20 protein-coding genes and 1 riboswitch are annotated in these 20,881 nt (G+C 41.9%); of the genes, 18 read left to right on the forward strand and 2 right to left on the reverse strand.

The window, feature by feature from the left end; translation table 11 throughout:
• The first annotated feature begins 1 nt into the window (after position 1).
• The 14 genes from rpmI (at position 2) to P5Y91_RS03295 (ending at position 12,009) form a co-directional block, all read left to right on the forward strand.
• On the forward strand, positions 2-202 hold the full coding sequence (gene rpmI, locus P5Y91_RS03230) for a 50S ribosomal protein L35 (protein WP_001125942.1): 201 nt from the start codon (positions 2-4) through the stop codon (positions 200-202).
• A gap of 49 nt (positions 203-251) precedes the next feature.
• Positions 252-611: a 50S ribosomal protein L20 gene (rplT, locus tag P5Y91_RS03235; protein ID WP_000124830.1), complete on the forward strand. Its 360-nt coding sequence runs from the start codon at positions 252-254 to the stop codon at positions 609-611.
• Positions 612-715: 104 nt separating this feature from the next.
• Positions 716-1,183, forward strand: coding sequence for a deoxycytidylate deaminase (locus tag P5Y91_RS03240; RefSeq protein ID WP_129824413.1), 468 nt, complete (start codon positions 716-718; stop codon positions 1,181-1,183).
• 171 nt (positions 1,184-1,354) lie between these two features.
• Entirely contained in the window at positions 1,355-1,795 is a 441-nt protein-coding gene (locus P5Y91_RS03245) for a hypothetical protein (protein WP_129824180.1), read from the forward strand.
• A 135-nt stretch (positions 1,796-1,930) separates the two neighbouring features.
• Positions 1,931-2,362 (forward strand): hypothetical protein, encoded by a 432-nt coding sequence (locus P5Y91_RS03250; protein WP_031574151.1) that lies wholly within the window; start codon positions 1,931-1,933, stop codon positions 2,360-2,362.
• Between the two features lie 143 nt (positions 2,363-2,505).
• The gene (locus P5Y91_RS03255) at positions 2,506-3,732 is read left to right on the forward strand and encodes an ABC transporter permease (protein ID WP_277838967.1); all 1,227 of its coding nucleotides are present in this window, start codon (positions 2,506-2,508) and stop codon (positions 3,730-3,732) included.
• 398 nt (positions 3,733-4,130) lie between these two features.
• On the forward strand, positions 4,131-5,321 hold the full coding sequence (gene metK / locus P5Y91_RS03260) for a methionine adenosyltransferase (RefSeq protein WP_277838968.1): 1,191 nt from the start codon (positions 4,131-4,133) through the stop codon (positions 5,319-5,321).
• A gap of 192 nt (positions 5,322-5,513) precedes the next feature.
• Positions 5,514-6,773: a UDP-N-acetylglucosamine 1-carboxyvinyltransferase gene (gene murA / locus P5Y91_RS03265; RefSeq protein ID WP_070673921.1), complete on the forward strand. Its 1,260-nt coding sequence runs from the start codon at positions 5,514-5,516 to the stop codon at positions 6,771-6,773.
• A 56-nt stretch (positions 6,774-6,829) separates the two neighbouring features.
• Positions 6,830-7,381: a GNAT family N-acetyltransferase gene (locus P5Y91_RS03270; RefSeq protein ID WP_277838969.1), complete on the forward strand. Its 552-nt coding sequence runs from the start codon at positions 6,830-6,832 to the stop codon at positions 7,379-7,381.
• Positions 7,374-8,651 carry a CBS-HotDog domain-containing transcription factor SpxR gene (spxR, locus tag P5Y91_RS03275; protein WP_021153022.1) on the forward strand — a complete coding sequence of 426 codons (1,278 nt, stop codon included), beginning with the start codon at positions 7,374-7,376 and terminating at the stop codon, positions 8,649-8,651. The genes P5Y91_RS03270 and spxR overlap by 8 nt, the downstream gene beginning before the upstream one ends.
• A 21-nt stretch (positions 8,652-8,672) precedes the next feature.
• Positions 8,673-9,533 carry a methionyl aminopeptidase gene (locus P5Y91_RS03280; protein ID WP_003003694.1) on the forward strand — a complete coding sequence of 287 codons (861 nt, stop codon included), beginning with the start codon at positions 8,673-8,675 and terminating at the stop codon, positions 9,531-9,533.
• Between the two features lie 82 nt (positions 9,534-9,615).
• A complete protein-coding gene (locus tag P5Y91_RS03285) occupies positions 9,616-10,587 on the forward strand; it encodes a YihY/virulence factor BrkB family protein (RefSeq protein ID WP_277838970.1) in 972 nt (323 codons plus the stop codon).
• A 253-nt stretch (positions 10,588-10,840) separates the two neighbouring features.
• The gene (locus P5Y91_RS03290; RefSeq protein WP_195189753.1) at positions 10,841-11,305 is read left to right on the forward strand and encodes a MarR family winged helix-turn-helix transcriptional regulator; all 465 of its coding nucleotides are present in this window, start codon (positions 10,841-10,843) and stop codon (positions 11,303-11,305) included.
• A complete protein-coding gene (locus tag P5Y91_RS03295; protein WP_277838971.1) occupies positions 11,302-12,009 on the forward strand; it encodes a B3/B4 domain-containing protein in 708 nt (235 codons plus the stop codon). The genes P5Y91_RS03290 and P5Y91_RS03295 overlap by 4 nt, the downstream gene beginning before the upstream one ends.
• Before the next feature lie 25 nt (positions 12,010-12,034).
• Here P5Y91_RS03295 and P5Y91_RS03300 read toward each other — a convergent pair whose 3' ends face one another.
• Positions 12,035-12,478, reverse strand: a complete 444-nt coding sequence (locus tag P5Y91_RS03300; RefSeq protein WP_049497318.1) for a GtrA family protein — start codon at positions 12,476-12,478, stop codon at positions 12,035-12,037.
• Between the two features lie 28 nt (positions 12,479-12,506).
• A riboswitch (PreQ1 riboswitch) is annotated at positions 12,507-12,613 on the forward strand.
• Here P5Y91_RS03300 and P5Y91_RS03305 point away from each other — a divergent pair.
• The 4 genes from P5Y91_RS03305 to pulA all read left to right on the forward strand — a co-directional run bounded on the left by P5Y91_RS03305 (position 12,611) and on the right by pulA (position 18,523).
• Positions 12,611-13,120, forward strand: coding sequence for a QueT transporter family protein (locus P5Y91_RS03305; protein WP_049471983.1), 510 nt, complete (start codon positions 12,611-12,613; stop codon positions 13,118-13,120). Its footprint overlaps the riboswitch before it by 3 nt.
• 84 nt (positions 13,121-13,204) lie before the next feature.
• The gene (gene ligA, locus P5Y91_RS03310) at positions 13,205-15,163 is read left to right on the forward strand and encodes an NAD-dependent DNA ligase LigA (protein ID WP_155125348.1); all 1,959 of its coding nucleotides are present in this window, start codon (positions 13,205-13,207) and stop codon (positions 15,161-15,163) included.
• Positions 15,164-15,172: 9 nt separating this feature from the next.
• Positions 15,173-16,135, forward strand: coding sequence for a diacylglycerol kinase family lipid kinase (locus tag P5Y91_RS03315; protein WP_129824169.1), 963 nt, complete (start codon positions 15,173-15,175; stop codon positions 16,133-16,135).
• Between the two features lie 78 nt (positions 16,136-16,213).
• Complete coding sequence (gene pulA / locus P5Y91_RS03320) at positions 16,214-18,523, forward strand: type I pullulanase (protein WP_277838972.1); 2,310 nt, start codon at positions 16,214-16,216, stop codon at positions 18,521-18,523.
• A gap of 52 nt (positions 18,524-18,575) precedes the next feature.
• On the opposite strand, the gene P5Y91_RS03325 is transcribed toward pulA, so the two are convergent.
• Entirely contained in the window at positions 18,576-20,735 is a 2,160-nt protein-coding gene (locus P5Y91_RS03325) for an LTA synthase family protein (protein ID WP_277838973.1), read from the reverse strand.
• Positions 20,736-20,881: the final 146 nt, after the last annotated feature.

Here is a 20,881-nt window from a genome sequence, read left to right on the forward strand (position 1 = left end):
CATGCCAAAACAAAAAACACACCGCGCATCAGCTAAACGTTTCAAACGTACAGGTTCTGGTGGACTTAAACGTTTCCGTGCTTACACTTCTCACCGTTTCCACGGAAAAACTAAGAAACAACGTCGTCATCTTCGTAAAGCATCTATGGTGCATTCAGGAGATTTCAAACGTATCAAAGCAATGCTTACTCGCTTGAAATAATCGCGTATTCGTAAGTAAAGAATTCTAGGAAATATTGGAGGAAATATAAATGGCACGTGTTAAAGGTGGCGTTGTATCACGCAAACGTCGTAAACGTATTCTTAAATTAGCTAAAGGTTACTATGGAGCTAAACATATCTTGTTCCGTACTGCAAAAGAACAAGTAATGAACTCTTACTACTATGCATACCGTGACCGTCGTCAAAAGAAACGTGACTTCCGTAAATTGTGGATCACACGTATCAATGCGGCAGCTCGTTTGAACGGACTTTCATACTCACAATTGATGCATGGTTTGAAATTGGCTGAGATCGAAGTTAACCGTAAAATGCTTGCTGACTTGGCTGTTAACGATGCAGCAGCTTTCACAGCTCTTGCAGATGCAGCTAAAGCAAAACTTGGTAAATAATATTTATAAGGCTGAGGAGTTTTCCTCAGTCTTTTTTTCTTGCTGATTTCATGCTATAATGAAAATAATCGTAACCGATATGAGGAGAGATGGAGGATACAAAGGTGACACACAATCGACTAGCATGGGATGAATATTTTGCAGCACAGGCCTTACTGATTTCGAATCGAGCGACATGTAATCGAGCGAAAGTAGGTGCTGTTCTGGTTAAGGATAATAAGGTCATTGCAACAGGGTATAATGGATCCGTTTCTGGGACAGATCATTGTCTAGAGGATGGCTGTCTTATGGTCGAGGGACACTGTGTCCGGACGATTCATGCGGAAGTCAATGCGATTTTGCAAGGAGCTGAACGTGGAATTCCTAAAGGCTTTACAGCTTATGTGACGCATTTTCCTTGTCTCAATTGTACCAAGCAGTTGCTTCAAGTCGGTTGCAAGCGAGTGGTATACATTCATCAGTACCGCATCGATGAATATGCCGAATACCTCTACCGCGAAAAAGAAGTAGAACTGGTTCATCTGCCGATTGAAGAAGTCAAAAAGGCTATTGCAGAGGCTGATTTTATTTAGGGAAGGCTTCCAGTCTATTTCATGATATGTTAGCAATCTAACTGGAAACCTGTCCAAATTAATGTTTAAGAGATAGCATTGAATAGATGGCTATCATGAAAAGAATGATGGAATCAAGAATAATGGTGTTAACGGAAAAACATAAAAATATAAGAAAGTTAGGAGAAAGTGATGACAAACCAAGAGAAACATCTTGAGGAAAATAAAGAACATAGTAAGATCAGTGAAGATTATCCCAATTTTGTATCTGTTCAGAATTCTCCAAAAGAAAATAGCTTACATTCTATTCTTCTTTCAGCGACATTTTACTTATCCATTATCTATCTTGTAATGTTTGTCTGTTACTTTGCACCTTGGGGTGATGGTTGGGGATTTGTCGTTTTGATTTTCCTTGGTCCAAACTTATTAAGTCTTGCGATTGGAGCCTTTCTAATTCGACTAGGGATGAAGAAGGGGAATAAAAGCCTTCTCTATGCGAGTATTGGACTCTATCTGCTGTCTATCATCTTGGCTTTTGATCCGGACTGGGAAATATTTCGAATTGCTCCCTTATGTTTAGGTATTTTGGATTTAATCGGAACACTCCTGGTTAAAGAAGTGAAAAGCTCTTAATTAAAAAATGGATATGGTCAACTCTACTCAATAAAAAATATTCGGGTCGATTAAAGCCCTAGTTAAATCAGTTCTTCCGCTCTATTTTTAAGCGCTATTATTTGAAAGAATAACTAAAAATGTTTGGAGAAAGTTATGACAGATCAACAAAAAAATCCTGAAGTAGATAAAGAAAATGAAGCATATGCTTCAGATGAAAGTCTTTTTCCGAACAATGAAATGAAGCCAGAGAAGAGAATTGGAAATTCTGTAATCCTTTCTATTGCTTTGTTTTTGGCCATTGTTTATATAGTTTTACTTTTATTAGGTCTCTTTTCAATGGGAGCGTGGGCTGGTGGCTTTTTGTACTTTTTGGGAATCCATATGATTAGCTTTGTGATAGCAACCATCCTGCTTTGGAATGGAATAGTGAATGCCAATAAAGCAACTCTTTATATGGCAGTAGCTATTTATGTTTTTTCATTTATTGCTGCGGGTGATCCGGATTGGGTGATTAATCATATACCACCGTTTGTGGTAGGAGTGCTGGTATTGATTGGAACTGTATTGTTAAAAAATGGAGACTGATGATAGGAGGTAGGGTGTTCAATCCTATCTTTTTTATTTATTTATTTAGTACTGATAACGCAATAGGAAAACGGTTACAAATTGTGTTATAATTTAAATAAATGAATCGTTAAATACTTTTCTTAGAAAGTGGAGGAGAATCTATGTCTAGAAAAAAATGGTATGGTATACTGCTAATTCTTGAAGCAATTCTTTATCTTGTTTCTTATGGTAGTAGTCTAGTAGAGAGCTATAATGCCCAAAATTTAAATGGAGATATACCACTGTTCACTGTCTCTAGTATTTTTTCTATATGGAATGGAATGATTATTTGCTGGGTAATTTGGAGAATCATGAAGCAGCGTTTAAATGTTGAAGGATTGATAGCTGCTCTTCTCCTCTCAATTACCCAACTACTGATGTTTTTTTTACCACCTTTCTCCCCAACAAATCTGATGAACATTTCCTTTGTACTAAATGTCATTTGTTTAATATGGATTTGCTTGCTTATAAAGAATGTAGAAATGAGGGAGCTTTTAAACAATTGGAAAAGTAAAGATAGTTGGAAATCATCGATAGCTTATTTAGTACTATTTGTTGCCTCTACAAATATTTCTCCACTATTTATATTGATTGGTATGGATAGAACGAGTGACATTTACGCTTTTACACTTCGATACATTGTAATGGAGTTAATGTTTCTACTTCTGATTAATGTTATGATCACAAGTACAAGTGAGAAACTTCAGAAAGTATTTTCTCTCTTGCTCATTTTATCTTCTCTTGTTGAGATAGGTGCAGTATACTCTTTCATCACTCGTATAAGTTTTTACGGTCTCTTTTATCTTCTCTTATCGATTTATATTGCTTGTCGTGTTTTTGGTTTGTTTGAGAAAGTTGCAGCTAGCTGGGAGTCCAAGGTGAAAGTACAAGATCTATCATCTATTGAAACTAAATCAGAGATGGAAAACTCTCAAGTAGAAGGAGAGATAGATGTAAACGATCAGTTGAATGCTGAGATACGATCAAACAATGATAAAGAAAATTCGCCAAAAAGAATTATTCTTCAGTCATCTTGGTTATGGAGCGCCCTTATAATAGCAGTCTGTCACCTTGGTATTATGATTTTTCCTTTATTTTTAGGAAACCCCATGTATCTACTGATCTTATATATTGGTGCCATCCATTATATTTGTTTTATGATTGCGACTATATTACTTTTCATTGGTATGAGAAAAGGAAGTAAAGGACTCCTAAATGCGGCAGCTATCTTATTTGTTATTTCCATTATAGGTACGCCAGATACTTATTGGATAGGTCCAAATATTTTATCCTTTATTCTTGGGGTCTTGGTATTTATTGGAACTATATTATTTAAAAATGGAGACTGATTAAAGTAGATAGGGTTGAAAATTTTTAAAGAACTGTTATCATTTATGTAGGTGGTAGGTTTTCGAGTACCCATTGGTACGCGGACACCTACCATTTTTGAAGATAAAAAAGCATCGTGTGAGGGTGCTAGATCTTACCTGCTGAACTCGTAAATTGATCGATACCCTACGGGGTATTTTTTGTGAACTTTTTAGGAACTTTGAGGACTGTTTAAGTCAGTTTAACTGGGTAGTGCATAGACCGAAAAAGCTGATTTAATGGGCTTTTTGAAAAATCATTTTCCATATCATATGTAATGTGTTATAATGAAGTGTTATATGGTCCCGATAAGGTGGTAGAAATCTTCTATCAGTACTTTGTAACTCTATAACAATATTTTTTAAGGGGGGACATTTTTATGTCAGAACGTAAACTTTTCACGTCTGAATCAGTATCTGAGGGGCATCCAGATAAGATTGCAGACCAAATTTCAGATGCTATTTTAGATGCTATTTTAGAGCAAGATCCAGAAGCTCACGTGGCTGCGGAAACAGCTGTTTATACTGGTTCCGTGCATGTCTTTGGTGAGATTTCAACGACTGCTTATGTGGATATTAACCGTGTGGTTCGTGATACCATTGCAGAGATTGGCTATACCAATACGGAATATGGATTCTCTGCGGAGACGGTGGGAGTTCACCCATCCTTGGTGGAACAATCTCCTGATATTGCCCAAGGGGTTAATGAAGCCTTGGAAGTTCGTGGAAATGAAGATCAAGATCCACTTGATTTGATCGGAGCAGGAGATCAAGGTCTCATGTTTGGTTTTGCGGTGGATGAAACAGAAGAACTCATGCCATTACCAATTTCACTCAGCCACAAGTTGGTTCGTCGGTTGGCAGAGCTTCGGAAGTCTGGTGAAATCAGCTACCTTCGTCCAGATGCCAAATCACAGGTCACTGTTGAGTACGATGAAAACGACCGCCCTGTGCGCGTGGATACGGTGGTTATTTCAACTCAACACGATCCAGATGTCAGCAATGAACAAATCCACCAGGATGTGATCAATAAGGTCATCAAGGAAGTGATTCCAGCTTCTTATCTAGATGCTGAGACCAAATTCTTCATCAACCCTACTGGTCGCTTTGTTATTGGTGGACCTCAAGGGGACTCAGGTTTGACAGGTCGTAAGATTATCGTGGATACTTATGGTGGTTATTCACGTCACGGTGGTGGTGCCTTCTCTGGTAAGGATGCCACTAAGGTGGACCGTTCCGCTTCTTATGCAGCTCGCTACATTGCCAAAAACATCGTAGCAGCAGGTCTTGCTAAGAAAGCAGAAGTGCAATTGGCTTATGCCATTGGGGTGGCTCAACCTGTCTCTGTTCGGATCGATACCTTCGGTACGGGAACAGTCGCTGAAAGTAAGCTTGAAAAAGCAGCACGTGAGATCTTTGATCTTCGTCCTGCAGGGATTATCCAAATGCTGGATTTGAAACGTCCAATCTATCGTCAAACAGCGGCTTATGGCCATATGGGACGGACAGATATTGACCTTCCATGGGAACGTTTGGACAAGGTAGAAGCCTTGAAAGAAGCTGTAAAATAATTCGTTGAAATGGAAAAGTTAGGGTCAAGTTGATCCTAGCTTTTTTTCGTTTTGAAAATTCCTACAGATGGAAAAATAGGTCGATCTGTGGTATAATAGATGCAGTATTTTGAATACGTTGTCCCTTTTATTTTCGTTACAAAAAACGATAGTAAAAGGAAAAAGACTTGAAAGAGCTAATAAATTATTAAGATGAAAAAAATTGTAATAAATGGTGGTCACCCTCTAAAAGGAGAGGTGACCATTAGTGGTGCAAAAAATAGTGTAGTAGCCCTGATTCCGGCGACCATTCTGGCGGATGATATCGTGACCCTTGATGGGGTACCGGATATCTCCGACGTGGCGAGTCTGATTGAAATCATGACCATCATGGGGGCTAAGATCGAGCGCAAAGAAGACAGTTTGGTCATTGATCCACGTGGGGTGAAGAATATGCCCATGCCATTTGGAAAGATCAACAGTCTGCGAGCTTCCTATTATTTCTATGGCAGTTTGTTAGGACGCTATGGTCAAGCAACTGTTGGACTTCCTGGTGGGTGTGACCTTGGCCCACGTCCGATCGATTTGCATTTGAAGGCCTTTGAAGCGATGGGAGCTGCTATGACCATGGATGGCTCTAGTATGAAACTTGCGACTGATGGCAAGCCTCTTCAAGGAGCAAACATCTACATGGATACTGTTAGTGTCGGTGCAACGATCAATACGATTTTGGCAGCAGTCAAGGCTGAAGGTCGGACAGTGATCGAAAATGCGGCGCGGGAACCTGAAATTATCGATGTGGTGACCTTGCTCAACAACATGGGAGCCCATATTCGTGGAGCAGGGACAGATATTATTATCATTGATGGTGTTCCACAATTGCATGGAACGAGACATCAGGTGATTCCAGATCGTATCGAAGCAGGAACCTATATTGCCCTTGCAGCTGCTATTGGAGAAGGTATCCAGATCAATAATGTCCTGTACGAGCATTTAGAGAGTTATATTGCCAAGTTAGAGGAAATGGGTGTGCGTATGACCATTTCTGAAGATAGTATCTTTGTAGAAAAGCAGACGGGCTTGAAGGCCATCCAGATCAAAACGTCTCCTTATCCTGGTTTTGCGACTGATTTGCAACAACCGATCACACCTTTGCTCTTAACGGCTGTAGGACGTGGTCGCATTGTTGATACGATTTATGAAAAACGGGTCAACCATGTACCAGAATTAGCTAAAATGGGGGCCACCATTTCGACCTTGAACGACCACATTATTTATGAAGGGCCAAATCAATTGACAGGATCCAGTGTGAAAGCGACGGATCTTCGAGCTGGTGCGGCTTTAGTGATCGCCGGTCTCATGGCTTCTGGAACAACAGAAATTACAAATGTGGAATACATCCTTCGCGGGTATTCAGATATTATTCATAAATTGACCCAACTTGGAGCAGACATCCAGTTGGTAGAGGAATAGTGACAGAACTTGGGATCTGATAGTGGCGGCTGGATACACGAACAATGGAGTTTGAAATGAATATTTGGACGAACTTAGCTGCCTATTCACTAATTGAAACACAAAGGTTGTATTTACGACCTTTTCTCTTTGAGGATGCGGAAGATTTTTATAAGATTGCTTCGAATCCTGAAAATTTACAATTTATCTTCCCTGCACAAGCCGATCTTGCTGAAACTCAATATGTACTAGCCAACTATTTCATGAAAAATCCTTTGGGGGTTTGGGCGATCTGTGATAGGGAAACTAATCAGATGATCGGCTCCATCAAGTTTGAAAAGTTGGATGAAATTAAGGGAGAGGCTGAGTTAGGCTACTTTTTACGCAAAGATTTTTGGGGGAAGGGCCTGATGACAGAGGCGGTCAAAGAACTGATCAATTTATCGTTTGAGAAATTTCAACTGAAGGAGCTTAAGATTGTCACCCATGTTGAAAATGCAGGTAGTCAAAAGGTCGCTTTAAAGTCTGGTTTTCGTCTCTTTCGTCAATTCAAAGGGAGTGACCGCTATACGCGTAAAATGCGCGATTATTATGATTTCCGCCTAGGTAGAGGGGACTTCTATGAGTAAACACCAAGAGATTTTAGACTATCTCGAAAAATTACCGATTGGAAAACGGGTCAGTGTCCGCAGTATCTCCAATTTTTTGAATGTCAGTGATGGGACGGCCTATCGTGCCATTAAAGAAGCTGAAAATCAAGGAATTGTCGAAACGCGTCCTAGAAGCGGGACCATCCGTGTCAAATCGCAAAAAGCTGTACTAGAGCACCTGACTTATCGGGAAATTTTAGAAATCACCGGTTCTGAAATATTAGCTGGTGAAGAGGGACTCGAAAAAGAATTTAATAAATTCTACATCGGTGCTATGACGGAAAAGCACGTCCTTGACTATGTGTCTGAAGGTGGGCTTTTGATCGTGGGTGACCGTACTAGCATCCAACGATTGGCTCTTAAGCATGACAATGCGGTCTTAGTGACGGGTGGCTTTGAGGTCAGTGAGGATGTGATTGATCTGGCCAATCAGGTGCAAATCCCAGTCATCCGAACTTCACATGATACCTATACCGTCGCGACTATGATCAATAAGGCCTTGTCTAATATGCAGATCAAGACGGATATCTTGACAGTCGAGCAGGTCTATCGGCCCTTCCATGAGTACGGCTATCTTTCTGAGACGGATACGGTACGGGATTATTTAGATTTGGTTCGAAAGAATCGCTTTAGTCGTTTTCCGGTTGTCAATCAGCACCAGATGGTAGTGGGCGTCGTGACCATGAGAGATGCTGGAGATAAGGCGCCTCAGACGACCCTTGATAAGGTGATGTCACGGACCATTTTTACCACTAATTTGTCCACCAGCATTGCGACCATTAGCCAACGGATGATCGCTGAAGATTATGAAATGATTCCTGTTGTTCGTAATAACCAGACCTTGCTGGGTGTTATTACGCGTCGGGATGTCATGGATCGGATTAGTAAGGTGCAGTTTTCGAGCTTACCAACCTTTAGTGAGCAAATTGGTCAAAAGATTCAAACAGAGAACGACCATTACCAATTCACAGTGGAGCCAAGTATGCTGGAGAAAAGTGGTGTTTTGGCCAATGGGGTCATGATCGAAGTACTGATGAAGGTTGTTCGCAAGATGATGCAACACAGTGGGCGTAGCTTGATTGTCGAACAGTTGATCATCAATTTTTTACAGGCTGTGCAGGTGGATGACGTGATCCGCATTGAACCCCAACTTGTTCGGCGAACCAGACGTTCGGCCTTGGTTGATTTTAGCTTGTATTTAGATCTGCAGCTAGTCGCGAAAGCAACCATTACGATTAAGATTAATTAAACAAAAAGAAATGAGGAGACAATGATTACATTAAAATCACAACGTGAAATTGAAGCCATGGATCGTGCAGGTGATTTCCTTGCCAGTATCCATATTGGATTACGTGACTTGATCAAGCCAGGGCTTGACCTATGGGAAGTAGAAGAATATGTCCGTCGTCGCTGTAAAGAAGCCAATGTCTTGCCGCTTCAAATCGGTGTAGAAGGTAGTCTCATGGACTATCCTTATGCGACTTGCTGTGGTTTGAATGACGAAGTAGCCCATGCTTTTCCACGTCACGTCATTCTCAAAGATGGTGATCTCCTCAAGGTAGACATGGTCTTGTCAGAACCGCTTGATAAATCTGTTTTGGATGTATCGAAATTAGATTTTGATAATGTAGCGCAAGTCAAGAAATACACGGAGTCTTATAGTGGTGGCTTGGCGGACTCTTGCTGGGCTTATGCGGTTGGAAATGTTTCGCAAGAAGTCAAAGATTTGATGGACGTGACCAAAGAATGTCTCTATAAGGGAATTGAGAAAGCGGTCGTTGGCAATCGCTTGGGAGATATTGGTGCAGCGATTCAAGAGTATGCGGAAAGCAAAGGCTATGGCGTGGTGCGTGATTTGGTCGGACACGGTGTCGGGCCTACCATGCATGAAGAACCAATGGTCCCGCATTATGGTCGTGCTGGACGCGGTCTTCGCTTACGTGAAGGGATGGTCTTGACGATTGAGCCAATGATTAATACCGGTACTTGGGAGATTGATACAGATATGGAAACTGGTTGGGCCCATAAGACCCTCGACGGTGGACTTTCTTGTCAATACGAGCATCAATTTGTGATTACAAAAGATGGTCCAGTGATCTTGACTAGTCAAGGTGAAGAAGGAACATACTAAAACTAGAGAGGAAAGAATGGAGCTGAAGGCAAGTGTCTGGTTTCGCTCTTTGCTCTTTTTTAGTAAAATGGGGAGGTGACGAATGAAAAAGGTCCTACAAAAAGTACTGGGACAGCCATTTATAAAGGGCTTCGTGCGGTTTTATCAGAGTGCAGAGTCTGACATCACTAGCATTGCGGTGGCTTATTATTTGCTGATCTCCATTTTCCCTTTGATGCTGATTGCAGCCAATATTTTACCCTACTTTCATATTCGTCCTACCCAAATTCTTTTGAGCTTACAAAAAGTCTTGCCAGCCTCCTTATATCGAATAGTGGCACAGATGATTTCGAGTGTGTTGACCAAACCGTCAACAGGCTTACTGAGTTTTTCGATTGTTTCCGCTTTGTGGATCTTCTCTCAGAGCATTGCCTACCTCCAAAAAGCCTATAACAAGAGTTATGGGGTGGAAAAGGAGCGTGGTATTATCTGGGGGCGACTCTTTAGCTTCCTGATCAGTTTTGCCTTGCAGGGCTTGTTTGGACTCTCGCTGATCCTTTCCATGTTTGGGAAAATGATCGTTCGCTATCTCTATCGGACCTTTTCATTTGATCGGACGATTTATGTGCGCTTACTGAATTTGACAGAGCCGACCATCTATCTCTTGCTTTTTGTCAGTCTGGTCTTGCTCTATTACACCCTTCCAAATGTCAAAATTCCAAAATTTAGATATGTTCTTCCAGGAGCGACCTTCGTTGTTGCTGTCCTGTATGCGATCTTGAATATCTTTTGGAAATATGTGGATCGTTATGTGAGTCATTTCTTAGATGCTCGTTTCTTCGGTTCGGTCGTCCTAGCGGTCATCATGTTCTGGTTCATCTTGGTGGCAAAAATCATGATTATTGGTTGTATTTTAAACGCCAGTATCCAATTTGCCAGAGAAGCCAAGTTCCAAACGCGCAGTGGAGAAATTGTCTCTAAGTTAAAATCAGAAGAAGTGGACTTTCGGCATAGAGAAGTTTCACAAACATTAAAGCGTCGATTACGCTTGATAAAAAAAGATAAAAAGGAATAAGGGAGAGTGGGACAGAAATCGGTAATTCGTTAGAATTCGATTTCGTCGTCCCACCTCCGCACAATTGAGTAGGGCTGTAAAAGCTGATGAAATCAGCGTAGTAGAGCCCACTCAACCACTGCGTCTTGCTCGACAATCCAAAAACAATTGAGAGGCTAGGACTTTTGTCCCAGCCTCTTTTTTTGCCATCTATTTTTATTGCATTTGCAATAAAAATGTGTTATGCTATTGTCAATAGGAAAGGAGGAGTGATATGAGTATTTTGCGTGAGATTGGCATCATTGCGCGAGCACTGGATTCTATAGCAAATATTGAATTTCGAGATTTGGATTTGGCGCGTGGTCAATACCTTTACCTGGTGCGAATTGCGGAGCAACCTGGAATTATTCAGGAAGAACTCTCTGAGCTCTTAAAAGTAGATCGCTCAACTGTTGCCCGATCCGTAAAAAGACTAGAAGAACGAGGAATGATTCAACAGCGCCCAAAGGGTGAAAACCTTAAAACAAAGGAATGGGAATTAACTGAAAAAGGCAAGAAGATTTATCCCTTCATTTTAGGGGAGCATCTTTACTCTGAGACAACTGCCTTAAAAGGATTTTCCAAAGAAGAAGTCGCACAGTTAGAAGAGTATCTGATCCGAGTTCGTGAGAATATCACCTTGGATTGGGAACTAGTCAAAAAAGGTCAAAAAAGAAATTATAGTGAGGTAAAGCAATGAAAGTGACAGTCGATCAAGCATTTTGGGATTTATTTCCAACAGCTAGAATTACAGTAATGTCCTTGTATGGTATTGATAATACAGTAGATGAAGCCAAGGATCCTTATTTCAAAGAATTGTTGGACAAGGGTGCCAAGCGAGCATGGGAATTTATCGATGAAGAAAACTATACCCAGAGTGAGTTCGTGCAAGAGTGGCGCCAAGCTTTTAGCAAGTTTAAAACAAAAAAAGGAGCCCGATCTTCCATCGAAGCACTCTTAAAACGGGTTCACCAGGGCCGTGAATTTTATCCGATTAATCCTTTGGTGGATCTTTATAATAGTGTTTCTATGGCTTATGCTCTTCCTTGTGGGGGAGAAGATATGGATAAATTGGTGGGTGGACTCTCTCTAGGACAAGCGAAAGGAGGCGAACCTTTCTTTCCATTAGGAGCTGAAGAAGATGCACCAGCTTTGGAAGGGGAGATCATCTACTACGACCAAGAAGGCGCCGTTTGCCGTTGTTTGAATTGGCGTGAGGCTCAAAGAACCATGTTAACAGAAGATACCAAGGACGCTATTTTGGTGATTGAGGCCATCAACGAAGAACAGGCCAAACGGGCACAAACAGCCATGCAGGAATTGAAAGATCTAGCCAAGGATTATTTTGGGGTTGAAGGCACCATCCATCAATTAAGTGCAGAGCATGCAAGTATAGAAGTTTAAAGTAATAAGGCTTGAAACAATCGTTTCAAGCCTTGTTTTTATTTTTAAAGACAAAGAGTTTACTAAAGACGTAATTGAGGACCACAATGGCCACTTGTGCAAAGAGGGTTTCGATTAGATTGATCTGGCTCTTGTTATTGTGGACGAATTGACCGATAATTCCTGGGAACTGCTTGACAAAAATCTCAGTCAAGGCCATATCTAGAATAAAGGTCCCAGAGCGCGCAATCGCAAATCGGATCAAGCGCTGAAACCAGCCCTTTCTTTCTTGTTTAAAGACAATGGTATCATTGGTTGCAAAGGCAAAGAGGATCCCAGCAATGTTTCCAATCGCGGTCGCTAATCGTTCATCACGAGACACTTGATAGATGAAGAGGCGGGTTCCGACGGAAACAATGGTTGTGGCAACCCCAAAAAAGAGATAGGATAAAATCTCATTATCAAAAAATTTTTTAATTAGTGTTTTCATAAATTCAGTCTACCATAAAACCTCAAAATATGCTATACTTGAAAGGTTGAAGAAATCAAACCTTCGACCCTTGGTGCTTAAAATCCTTTCGCCAAGCATATTAAACGCGGGAAAACCGCTAAAGGAGAATAGATGAAACAGTTAACTGCTCGTGATATGGCACAAATTGCCATTGTTGCTGCGATTTATATCGTATTGACCATTACCCCACCTCTCAATGCTATGGCCTACTATGGCTATCAATTCCGTGTTTCGGAGATGATGAATTTCTTAGCCTTCTACAATAAGAAGTACTTGATTGGAGTGACTCTTGGTTGTATGATTGCTAACTTATTTAGTTTTGGATGGATCGATGTCTTTGTCGGTGGAGGTTCGACCTTTGTCTTCTTAGGACTCGGACTCATTTTATTTGGTCGTTTTAAAAACAAGTTCTTGTTTGACGGTCTTATTCGCTTGGACCATTTCTTGTTTGCGATTTTCTTTTCCATTTCCATGTTTACGATTGCCTTGGAACTTTACTACCTTCAAGGCCAACCATTCTTCTATAACTGGTTGACCATGGGATTGGGTGAATTCGCATCCTTGATTTTTGGAGCGATTGTGATCAATCAACTTTCTAAACGGATCGATTTTACAAAATAAGAAAAGGGAGCTTTGGCTCCTTTTTTAATGCTAAGAATGCAGTAAATTCAAGGCTAAATTAAGATTTTATGATAAAATAAGAACATGAAAACCAGAATGAAAGAATTAGTGGAATTACTCAATCGTTATGCTTACGAGTATTACACAAAAGACGCTCCATCTGTTTCAGATAGTGAATATGATCAATTGTATCGGGAGTTGGTGGAACTAGAAACCGCTCATCCTGATGAGATCTTACCAGAGAGTCCAACTCACCGTGTAGGTGGGGTGGTTTTAAAAGGCTTTACCAAATACCAGCACCAGTATCCCCTTTATAGTTTGCAGGATGCTTTTTCGCGTGAAGAATTAGAAGCCTTTGATCAGCGTGTCCGTAAGGAATTTCCTTCTATCAGCTATGTATGTGAGCTGAAAATTGATGGCTTGTCCATTTCCCTCACCTATGAAAATGGAGTCCTCGTAACGGGGGCGACACGTGGGGATGGTTCTGTCGGTGAGGATATTACAGAGAACCTCAAGCGGGTCAAGGACATTCCTTTAGTGTTACCAGAGCCAGTGAACATCACGGTTCGAGGCGAGTGCTACATGCCACGGGCTTCCTTTGATCGGGTCAATCAGATCCGTCAAGAAAATGGTGAGCCGGAGTTTGCTAATCCGCGGAATGCTGCTGCAGGAACGCTTCGCCAATTGGATACGAAAATCGTGGCCAAGCGAAATCTCGCAACCTTCTTGTATCAAGAAGTGAGTCCAACTGATCAAAGCAGTCAGGAAGGCGTGCTTGAAAAATTAGCCCGCTTAGGCTTTGTCGTGAACCAAGAGCGAGTGCTGGCTGAGGATATGGAGCAAATTTGGGACTTCATCCAAAAAGTAGCTCAGCTTCGAGAGGATCTTCCCTACGATATCGATGGGATCGTCATCAAGGTCAATGACCTAGCTGTTCAAGAAGAACTAGGCTTTACTGTTAAAGCCCCTAAATGGGCTGTCGCCTATAAGTTTCCAGCTGAAGAAAAAGAAGCGAAAATCCTATCGGTGGATTGGACGGTTGGACGGACCGGAGTTGTGACGCCAACTGCCAATCTAACTCCAGTCCAGCTAGCCGGAACCACTGTTAGTCGGGCAACCTTACACAATGTGGACTATATTGCCGAAAAAGATATTCATCAGGATGATACCGTCATTGTCTACAAGGCTGGTGATATCATTCCTGCGGTCTTGCGTGTTGTTAAAGATAAGCGAGTCTCTGATCAAGCATTAGCCATTCCAACTCATTGTCCGAGCTGCCAGAGTGAGTTGCTTCATTTTGAGGATGAGGTGGCCCTTCGCTGTATCAATCCACTCTGTCCAGCGCAGATCAAGGAAGGATTGAACCACTTTGCAAGTCGGGATGCTATGAATATCACAGGCTTGGGTCCAGCTGTTGTAGAGAAACTCTTCGCAGCTCAGTTGGTAGAGGATGTAGCTGGGATCTATCGTCTTACAGTCGATGATCTATTGACCTTGGAAGGCTTTAAAGAAAAATCTGCTGAAAAACTCTATGAAGCCATTCAAGCTTCAAAAGAGAATTCAGCTGAGAAATTACTCTTTGGTTTGGGGATCCGCCATGTCGGTAGCAAGGTTAGTCAAATCTTGCTCCAAGAATTCCATGACCTCGATCAATTGGCTACAACTGATCCAGAACGAATTGCCAGCATTGACAGTCTCGGTATGGTCGTGGCTGAAAGCCTCAAGCGTTATTTCGCGCAAGAAGGATCCAAGCGTCTCTTGCAAGAGCTTAAAGAAGCTGGCGTCAATCTGGCTTATCTTGGTGAGAAAGTCGCTGCTGATGCAGCCCTATCAGGAATGACAGTCGTTTTGACTGGGAAGCTAGAGCGCCTCACGCGTTCAGAAGCGAAGGCAAAATTAGAAAGTCTGGGCGCTAAGGTAACTGGATCAGTTTCCAAAAAAACAGATTTGGTCGTTGCAGGTAGTGACGCTGGTAGTAAGTTAACCAAAGCACAAGAATTAGGAATCCAGGTAGAAGATGAGGCCTGGCTTGAAAGTTTGTAGAGGATCTTTATGGTAGAACGAATCAAAAAAGCCCGTTTAATTTATAATCCGACCTCTGGGCAAGAAATTATCAAGAAAAATATTGCGGAAGTCTTAGACGTACTTGAAGACGTGGGCTATGAAACCAGCGCCTATCAAACGACTCCAGAACCATTTTCTGCCCAAAATGAAGCAGAAAGAGCCGCTAAAGCCGGCTTTGATTTAATCATTGCTGCTGGTGGAGATGGCACGATTAATGAAGTGGTCAATGGAGTTGCAGGTCTGGAGAATCGTCCGCAGATGGCCTTTATCCCAACCGGCACAACCAATGACTATGCGCGTGCCTTGAAGATCCCGATGGGAGATCCAGTGGCAGCTGCCCGCATTATCGAAAAGAATCAAACCATTCAAATGGACATTGGTCGTGCTTATGGCAGTAAGTATTTTATCAATATTGCTGCAGCAGGGACCATGACAGAATTGACCTTCAGTGTCCCAAGTAGTGTCAAATCTCGCCTGGGTTACTTTGCTTATGTAGCTGAAGCAGCTAAAATGTTGCCGAGGAACAAGGCTCGTAAGGTACGGATCGAACACGATAATGGCGTTTTTGAAGGTCCAGCTTCGATGATTTTTGTGGCTTTGACCAACTCTATTGCTGGCTTTGAAAGTGTCGCACCAGATGCTAAGCTCGATGATGGAAACTTCACCTTGATTATCGTAAAAACTGCTAAGCTCTTTAACATGTTGTCCTTGATGATTCAGGCCATTAATGGAGGCAAGCATGTGCACGATGAAAATGTAGAATATCTCAAGACCAAGAAGTTGACGATCGAAATGTTAGGAAAAAATGCTAAACCATTCCGTATCAATCTAGATGGGGAGTACGGAGGAGATACTCCAGTTGAATTGGAAGTCTTCCATAATCACTTGGAATTCTTTGCAAATATTGATGAAATCAACAACGATGCTTTGGTTCACCCATCTGAAGAATAAAAACAAATAGTTGGAGTCCGTTACGTGTTTTACAAGCGGATGGTTCCTTCGGTATTAAATTGGAAATAGGAAAATGTTATGCGACAATACCATGTAAAGCTTCATTTTCATAAGCAAAAAGGAAATTATTTTGCCTATGATATGTGGCAGTGGCAGGATCAAGTAGAAGGAAAATCAGTCTCTTTCTCCAAGTTGGATTATTTTGGAGTAGAAGGCAATCTAATTTATGAGAGCGAAGAACCCTTGAACCGGGGCCATGTCTTGGTCAAAGAAGGGGATTGGCTCACCAAGACCCGTGATTTTGAAATCGAACTTTTACCAGAAGGCTATGTTCGAGAAGTATGGATTCTCGATGGAGACGATACAGTCTATTATTCTTTGCAAGCTGCTTTGACGAGTCATGCCTACAGCCATCGTCAGCCTCATGCCTACGATATGGCAATGCGTCCTAGAGAGTTTGATGCTAAATGGGCGTATCAAGGATGGCTCGGTCATCGGGAGGAAGAAGGGGAGCATTGCTTTAAACTGTGGGCACCAACGGCTAAGAAAGTTGAATTGTTGCTTTATCAATCAACAGACTCGGATGCGCCTATTTGGAAGAGCATTCCGATGACGCGTGGTAAACAAGAGTCTAGCTACCACCCAGAAAATACCCATGGTGTTTGGATTTTAGATTTTCTAGGAAATTTAAGTGGCATGGCCTATCAATATCGTGTGCATTTTGAACACCATACTCAAGTAACGCGCGATCCTTATAGCATTGCAACGACAGCCGATGGGATGCGCTCAGCCATTCTTTCACGAGCAGATCGTCAGTTTGATTGGGGTCCTAAAAAAGGCGCCGATGCGACTCCTTGGCGCTTGGACAATCCTTGTCAAGCAGTGATTTATGAGATGCACCTTCGGGATTTGACCAAGTCACCGACATCAGGTGTGGACGAGTCTTTACGTGGAACCTATCTGGGGGCTTGCCAAGAAGGAACCGTCAATAGCCATGGTGATGCGACTGCCTTTGATTATATCCGTCAGTTAGGTGTCAATGTCGTGCAACTGCAGCCCATCTCTGATCGCTTTAAACAGTACGACGAAGAAGGCCAGGTGACCTATAATTGGGGTTACGACGTTCAGAATTATTCTGCACCAGAAACTAGCTTTTCAACGGATCCATCCAATCCGAAACAAACCATGAAAGAGCTCAAAACCATGATCCGGGCTTATCATGAGGCAGGAATTTCTGTGGTCTTGGATGTGGTCTACAATCATATCTATTCGACCGAACATGGTCCTTTCCAAAATACAGTGCCCGATTATTATTACCGGATGGAGCCAGATGGTCGTTTCCAAAATGGGACAGGTGTTGGGAATGAAACGGCTAGTGAGCATGAAATGTACCGCAAGTACATGATTGATTCCCTCACGCATTGGGTCAAAGAGTACCAGATCGATGGCTTCCGCTTTGATTTGATGGGGATTCACGATGTAAGGACGATGAATGCTATTCGGGAGGCAATGGACGCTCTGGATCCTCGGATTCTTCTTTACGGAGAAGGCTGGGACATGGGGACAGGTCTCGCACCAGAAGACAAGGCTAAGAAAGACAATGCAGCGCAATTGCCACGAATTGGATTCTTTAATGATACGGAGCGCGATGCCATTAAAGGGGCTGAGGTTTATGGTTCCATCAAACGTGGCTTCGTCAGCAGAAAATCAACAGAGTATATTGTTGCGCGTGCTGTTTTAGGTAGTGCAGAGCTTGGCAATTATTTAAGTCCCAATCAGGTCTTGAATTATGTGGAGGCTCATGACAATTATAATCTTTATGACTTGCTTCAGACCCTTCATCCGAATGAAAAAGTAGCAGGATTGGTCAAGCGCTCAGAGTTGGCTACGGCTATGAATCTGCTCTTTCAGGGCATGACCTTTATGCAATTGGGTCAAGAGTTCATGAGGACCAAATTGGTAGCGACAGGTCCTGATGGAGAAATCACTCCTTTGGATCGTGAACGGGCCATGAATTCCTACAATGCTCCAGATTTTGTGAATCAGGTCAACTGGGATCTGGTCAGTCAAAACAAGGAATCAATTGCCTATATCCGAAGCTTGATCAATTTGAAGACAAGTCTTCCTGTCTTAGGGCTTGAAAGCTACGATAAAATCTACCAACAAGTCTTTATCCAATCTGCAACTGATTGTAGTGGACTTCTGATATTTGAACTAACAGGAGACAAGAAGTACTTGGTCATCTTCAACGCCAGCGGACTTCCATATTACCTCCAAAATTCAAATAAATTGAAATTGATGGTTGGGAATAGTCGTCATAAACGACCATTCTATGTGGAGAATTTAACAGCTTCTGTTTTTGAAGTCCTAGATGAAGGTAAAGCGTAATCTTTTTAAAGAAATCACAAAATCCCTGAGTTTGAAAACTCAGGGATTCTCTTTATTTAGAAGAACTGCTACTGGTCTCTGTTGAGGAAGAACTATCGTCTTCTGGGTGCAATTCTTTATAAGTTGGTGCCTTGAAGAGATCAACGGTAGACTGGTTGCCACGTTGGTTATAAAGGCTGGTTGATTTGTCACCTTTTTCCTTTTCAATCTTCTTCAATGCCTTGAAGGAATTGGTGTAGGAATAATCTTCTGGATTGACTTTTCCAAGATCATTGCCCTTGAAGAAGCGAAGGAGATCACCGGTCTGGATGCTATCGCTAATCTTCAATTGCAGGTTAGCAGCTTCCCTGATCTTGTCCAGTTCTTCCTTGGTTTTTTCGTCTGGGTTGGTGATTTCCTCACCTGTTTTGGTGTAATAGGTCCGGCCACTATAGCTTGTATACTCTGGAGTTACAAAGTAGTTAGCGGAGCGGAAGGCGACGATTTGATCATGTTCTGGTGAGAGCATATCTTGACCAACTTGGAGGAATTTGTTGGATTCAATGCCTAGCAAATGTTCCAAGGTTGGGAGCATATCGATTTCGCCACCATAGGTATCAATGATGCCACCCTTATCCATACCTGGAATAACTACCATATAAGGAACGCGTTGCAACATGGCATTGTCATAGCTTGACCACGTTTCAGAGTTCTTACCAAGTAGAGGGGCAAGAGCTGGGTTGCGGGAGTTTGAAATTCCGTAGTGGTCCCCATAGAGAACGATGATGGAATTTTTGTAAAGACCAGATTCTTTTAGGTAATCAAAGAAGGCCTTGATCGAAGAATCTAGGTAGTTAGCGGTCGCAAAATAGCCATTTATGGTTTCGTCCTGAGTCTTAGCTAGAGGGAAGCCAAGATCATCTCCTGACAAGCTGGTCGTATAAGGATAGTGGTTGGAAACCGTAATGAACTTCGTATAGAAAGGTTGTTGCAATCTTTCTAGGTATTTGATGGAATCCTTGAGCATGTATTTGTCATTAAGACCATACTGGAAGGAATTGCTGCTGTTTTGTTTGGTGAAGTAGCTGGCATCAAAGAAGTAATTGTAGCCCCATTGTTTATAGGCGGTATTTCGGTTCCAGAAACTTCCAGCATTCCCGTGGAAAACAGCGCTCGAGTTGTAACCATTTTTTGAAAGAATAAATGGTGCAGCCTGTTGGGTATTGGTTCCACCATAGTTCACCATAAAGGAACCTTGGTTAAGTCCGAAGAGGCCTGTTTCAATCATGGTCTCAGCATCAGACGTTTTCCCTGCCTTGACTTGGTTAAAGACATTTGAAAAGGCAAAGGTTTCTTTCGAGTGGTAAAGTGAATTTAAGAAAGGTGTTACTTCATATTCTTTATCATCTACTTTCAACTTGTAATCGATCAAGAATTGTTGGAAACTTTCTAAGTGGATGTAGATGACATTACGGCCTTTGGCCATTCCGAAGTATTCAGGATTAGCTTTGGCATAATGCTGTTGGATATATTCTTCAACCGGTTTTAGATCTGCCTCAGATGCTTTGGAACGCTCTTTGTTTGCAACATAAGTTTGATTAGCGCTGTATCCTAGAAAAGCAGGAAGACCCAAGGCACGAACAACATAGTAGTTTGAGAACCCACGAGTCAGGAGCTCAGGTCGGTCAATTTCTGCGAGGAAAAGGTTGGCCGAAAAGAGCATGGCCGATAAAGAGGTAACCGCAAAACTAGCTCGTTTATTGAAGGGACGATTGTCCATTCGAATCCATTTCTTAAAGAAGAAGAAAGCTAGAATAGGGAAATCTAGAATGTAGATCACATCCCAAGGGCGGAACAATTCTAAAGCAGCAGCTCCGAGGCCAGCAGAAACCTTGCTGGAAGCCAACATGGTATTGACCGTTACGAAGTCTGTAAATTCTCGATAATAGATGGAGTTAGAAATCAACCAAATAAATAAGAGAAGGTAGATCCCAAAGGCCAAACTATAAAAGAGCTTGGTTCGTTTGATATAGAGTGCTAGACCGATGAAGAGCAAACTGATCGGCAGTGGGTTGATCACTGCTAGAAAAATCTGATAGGGTCCTTGAATGTCTAAATTAAAATCAACTGAATAGGCCCACATGGTTTTGAACCAGTAGAGCAACAGAAGGGTCAAGACAAATCCTAGTCTGGTACTCATGAAATTGAGTATCGAATTCGTAATTTTTTTCACAAAATGTTACTTCCTTGTCTTATTTCCTAAAAATTTTCATATACAAGTATACCACAATTTTATGGAGAAAGAAAAAAATGACTGTAAAGGAGAGGAAAGAAATAGGAAAGATCCGGCATTTTATATCATTTGAAGCTAAATGATGA

The organism is Streptococcus taoyuanensis (genome assembly GCF_029589235.1).
Taxonomy (GTDB): Bacteria; Bacillota; Bacilli; order Lactobacillales; family Streptococcaceae; genus Streptococcus; species Streptococcus taoyuanensis.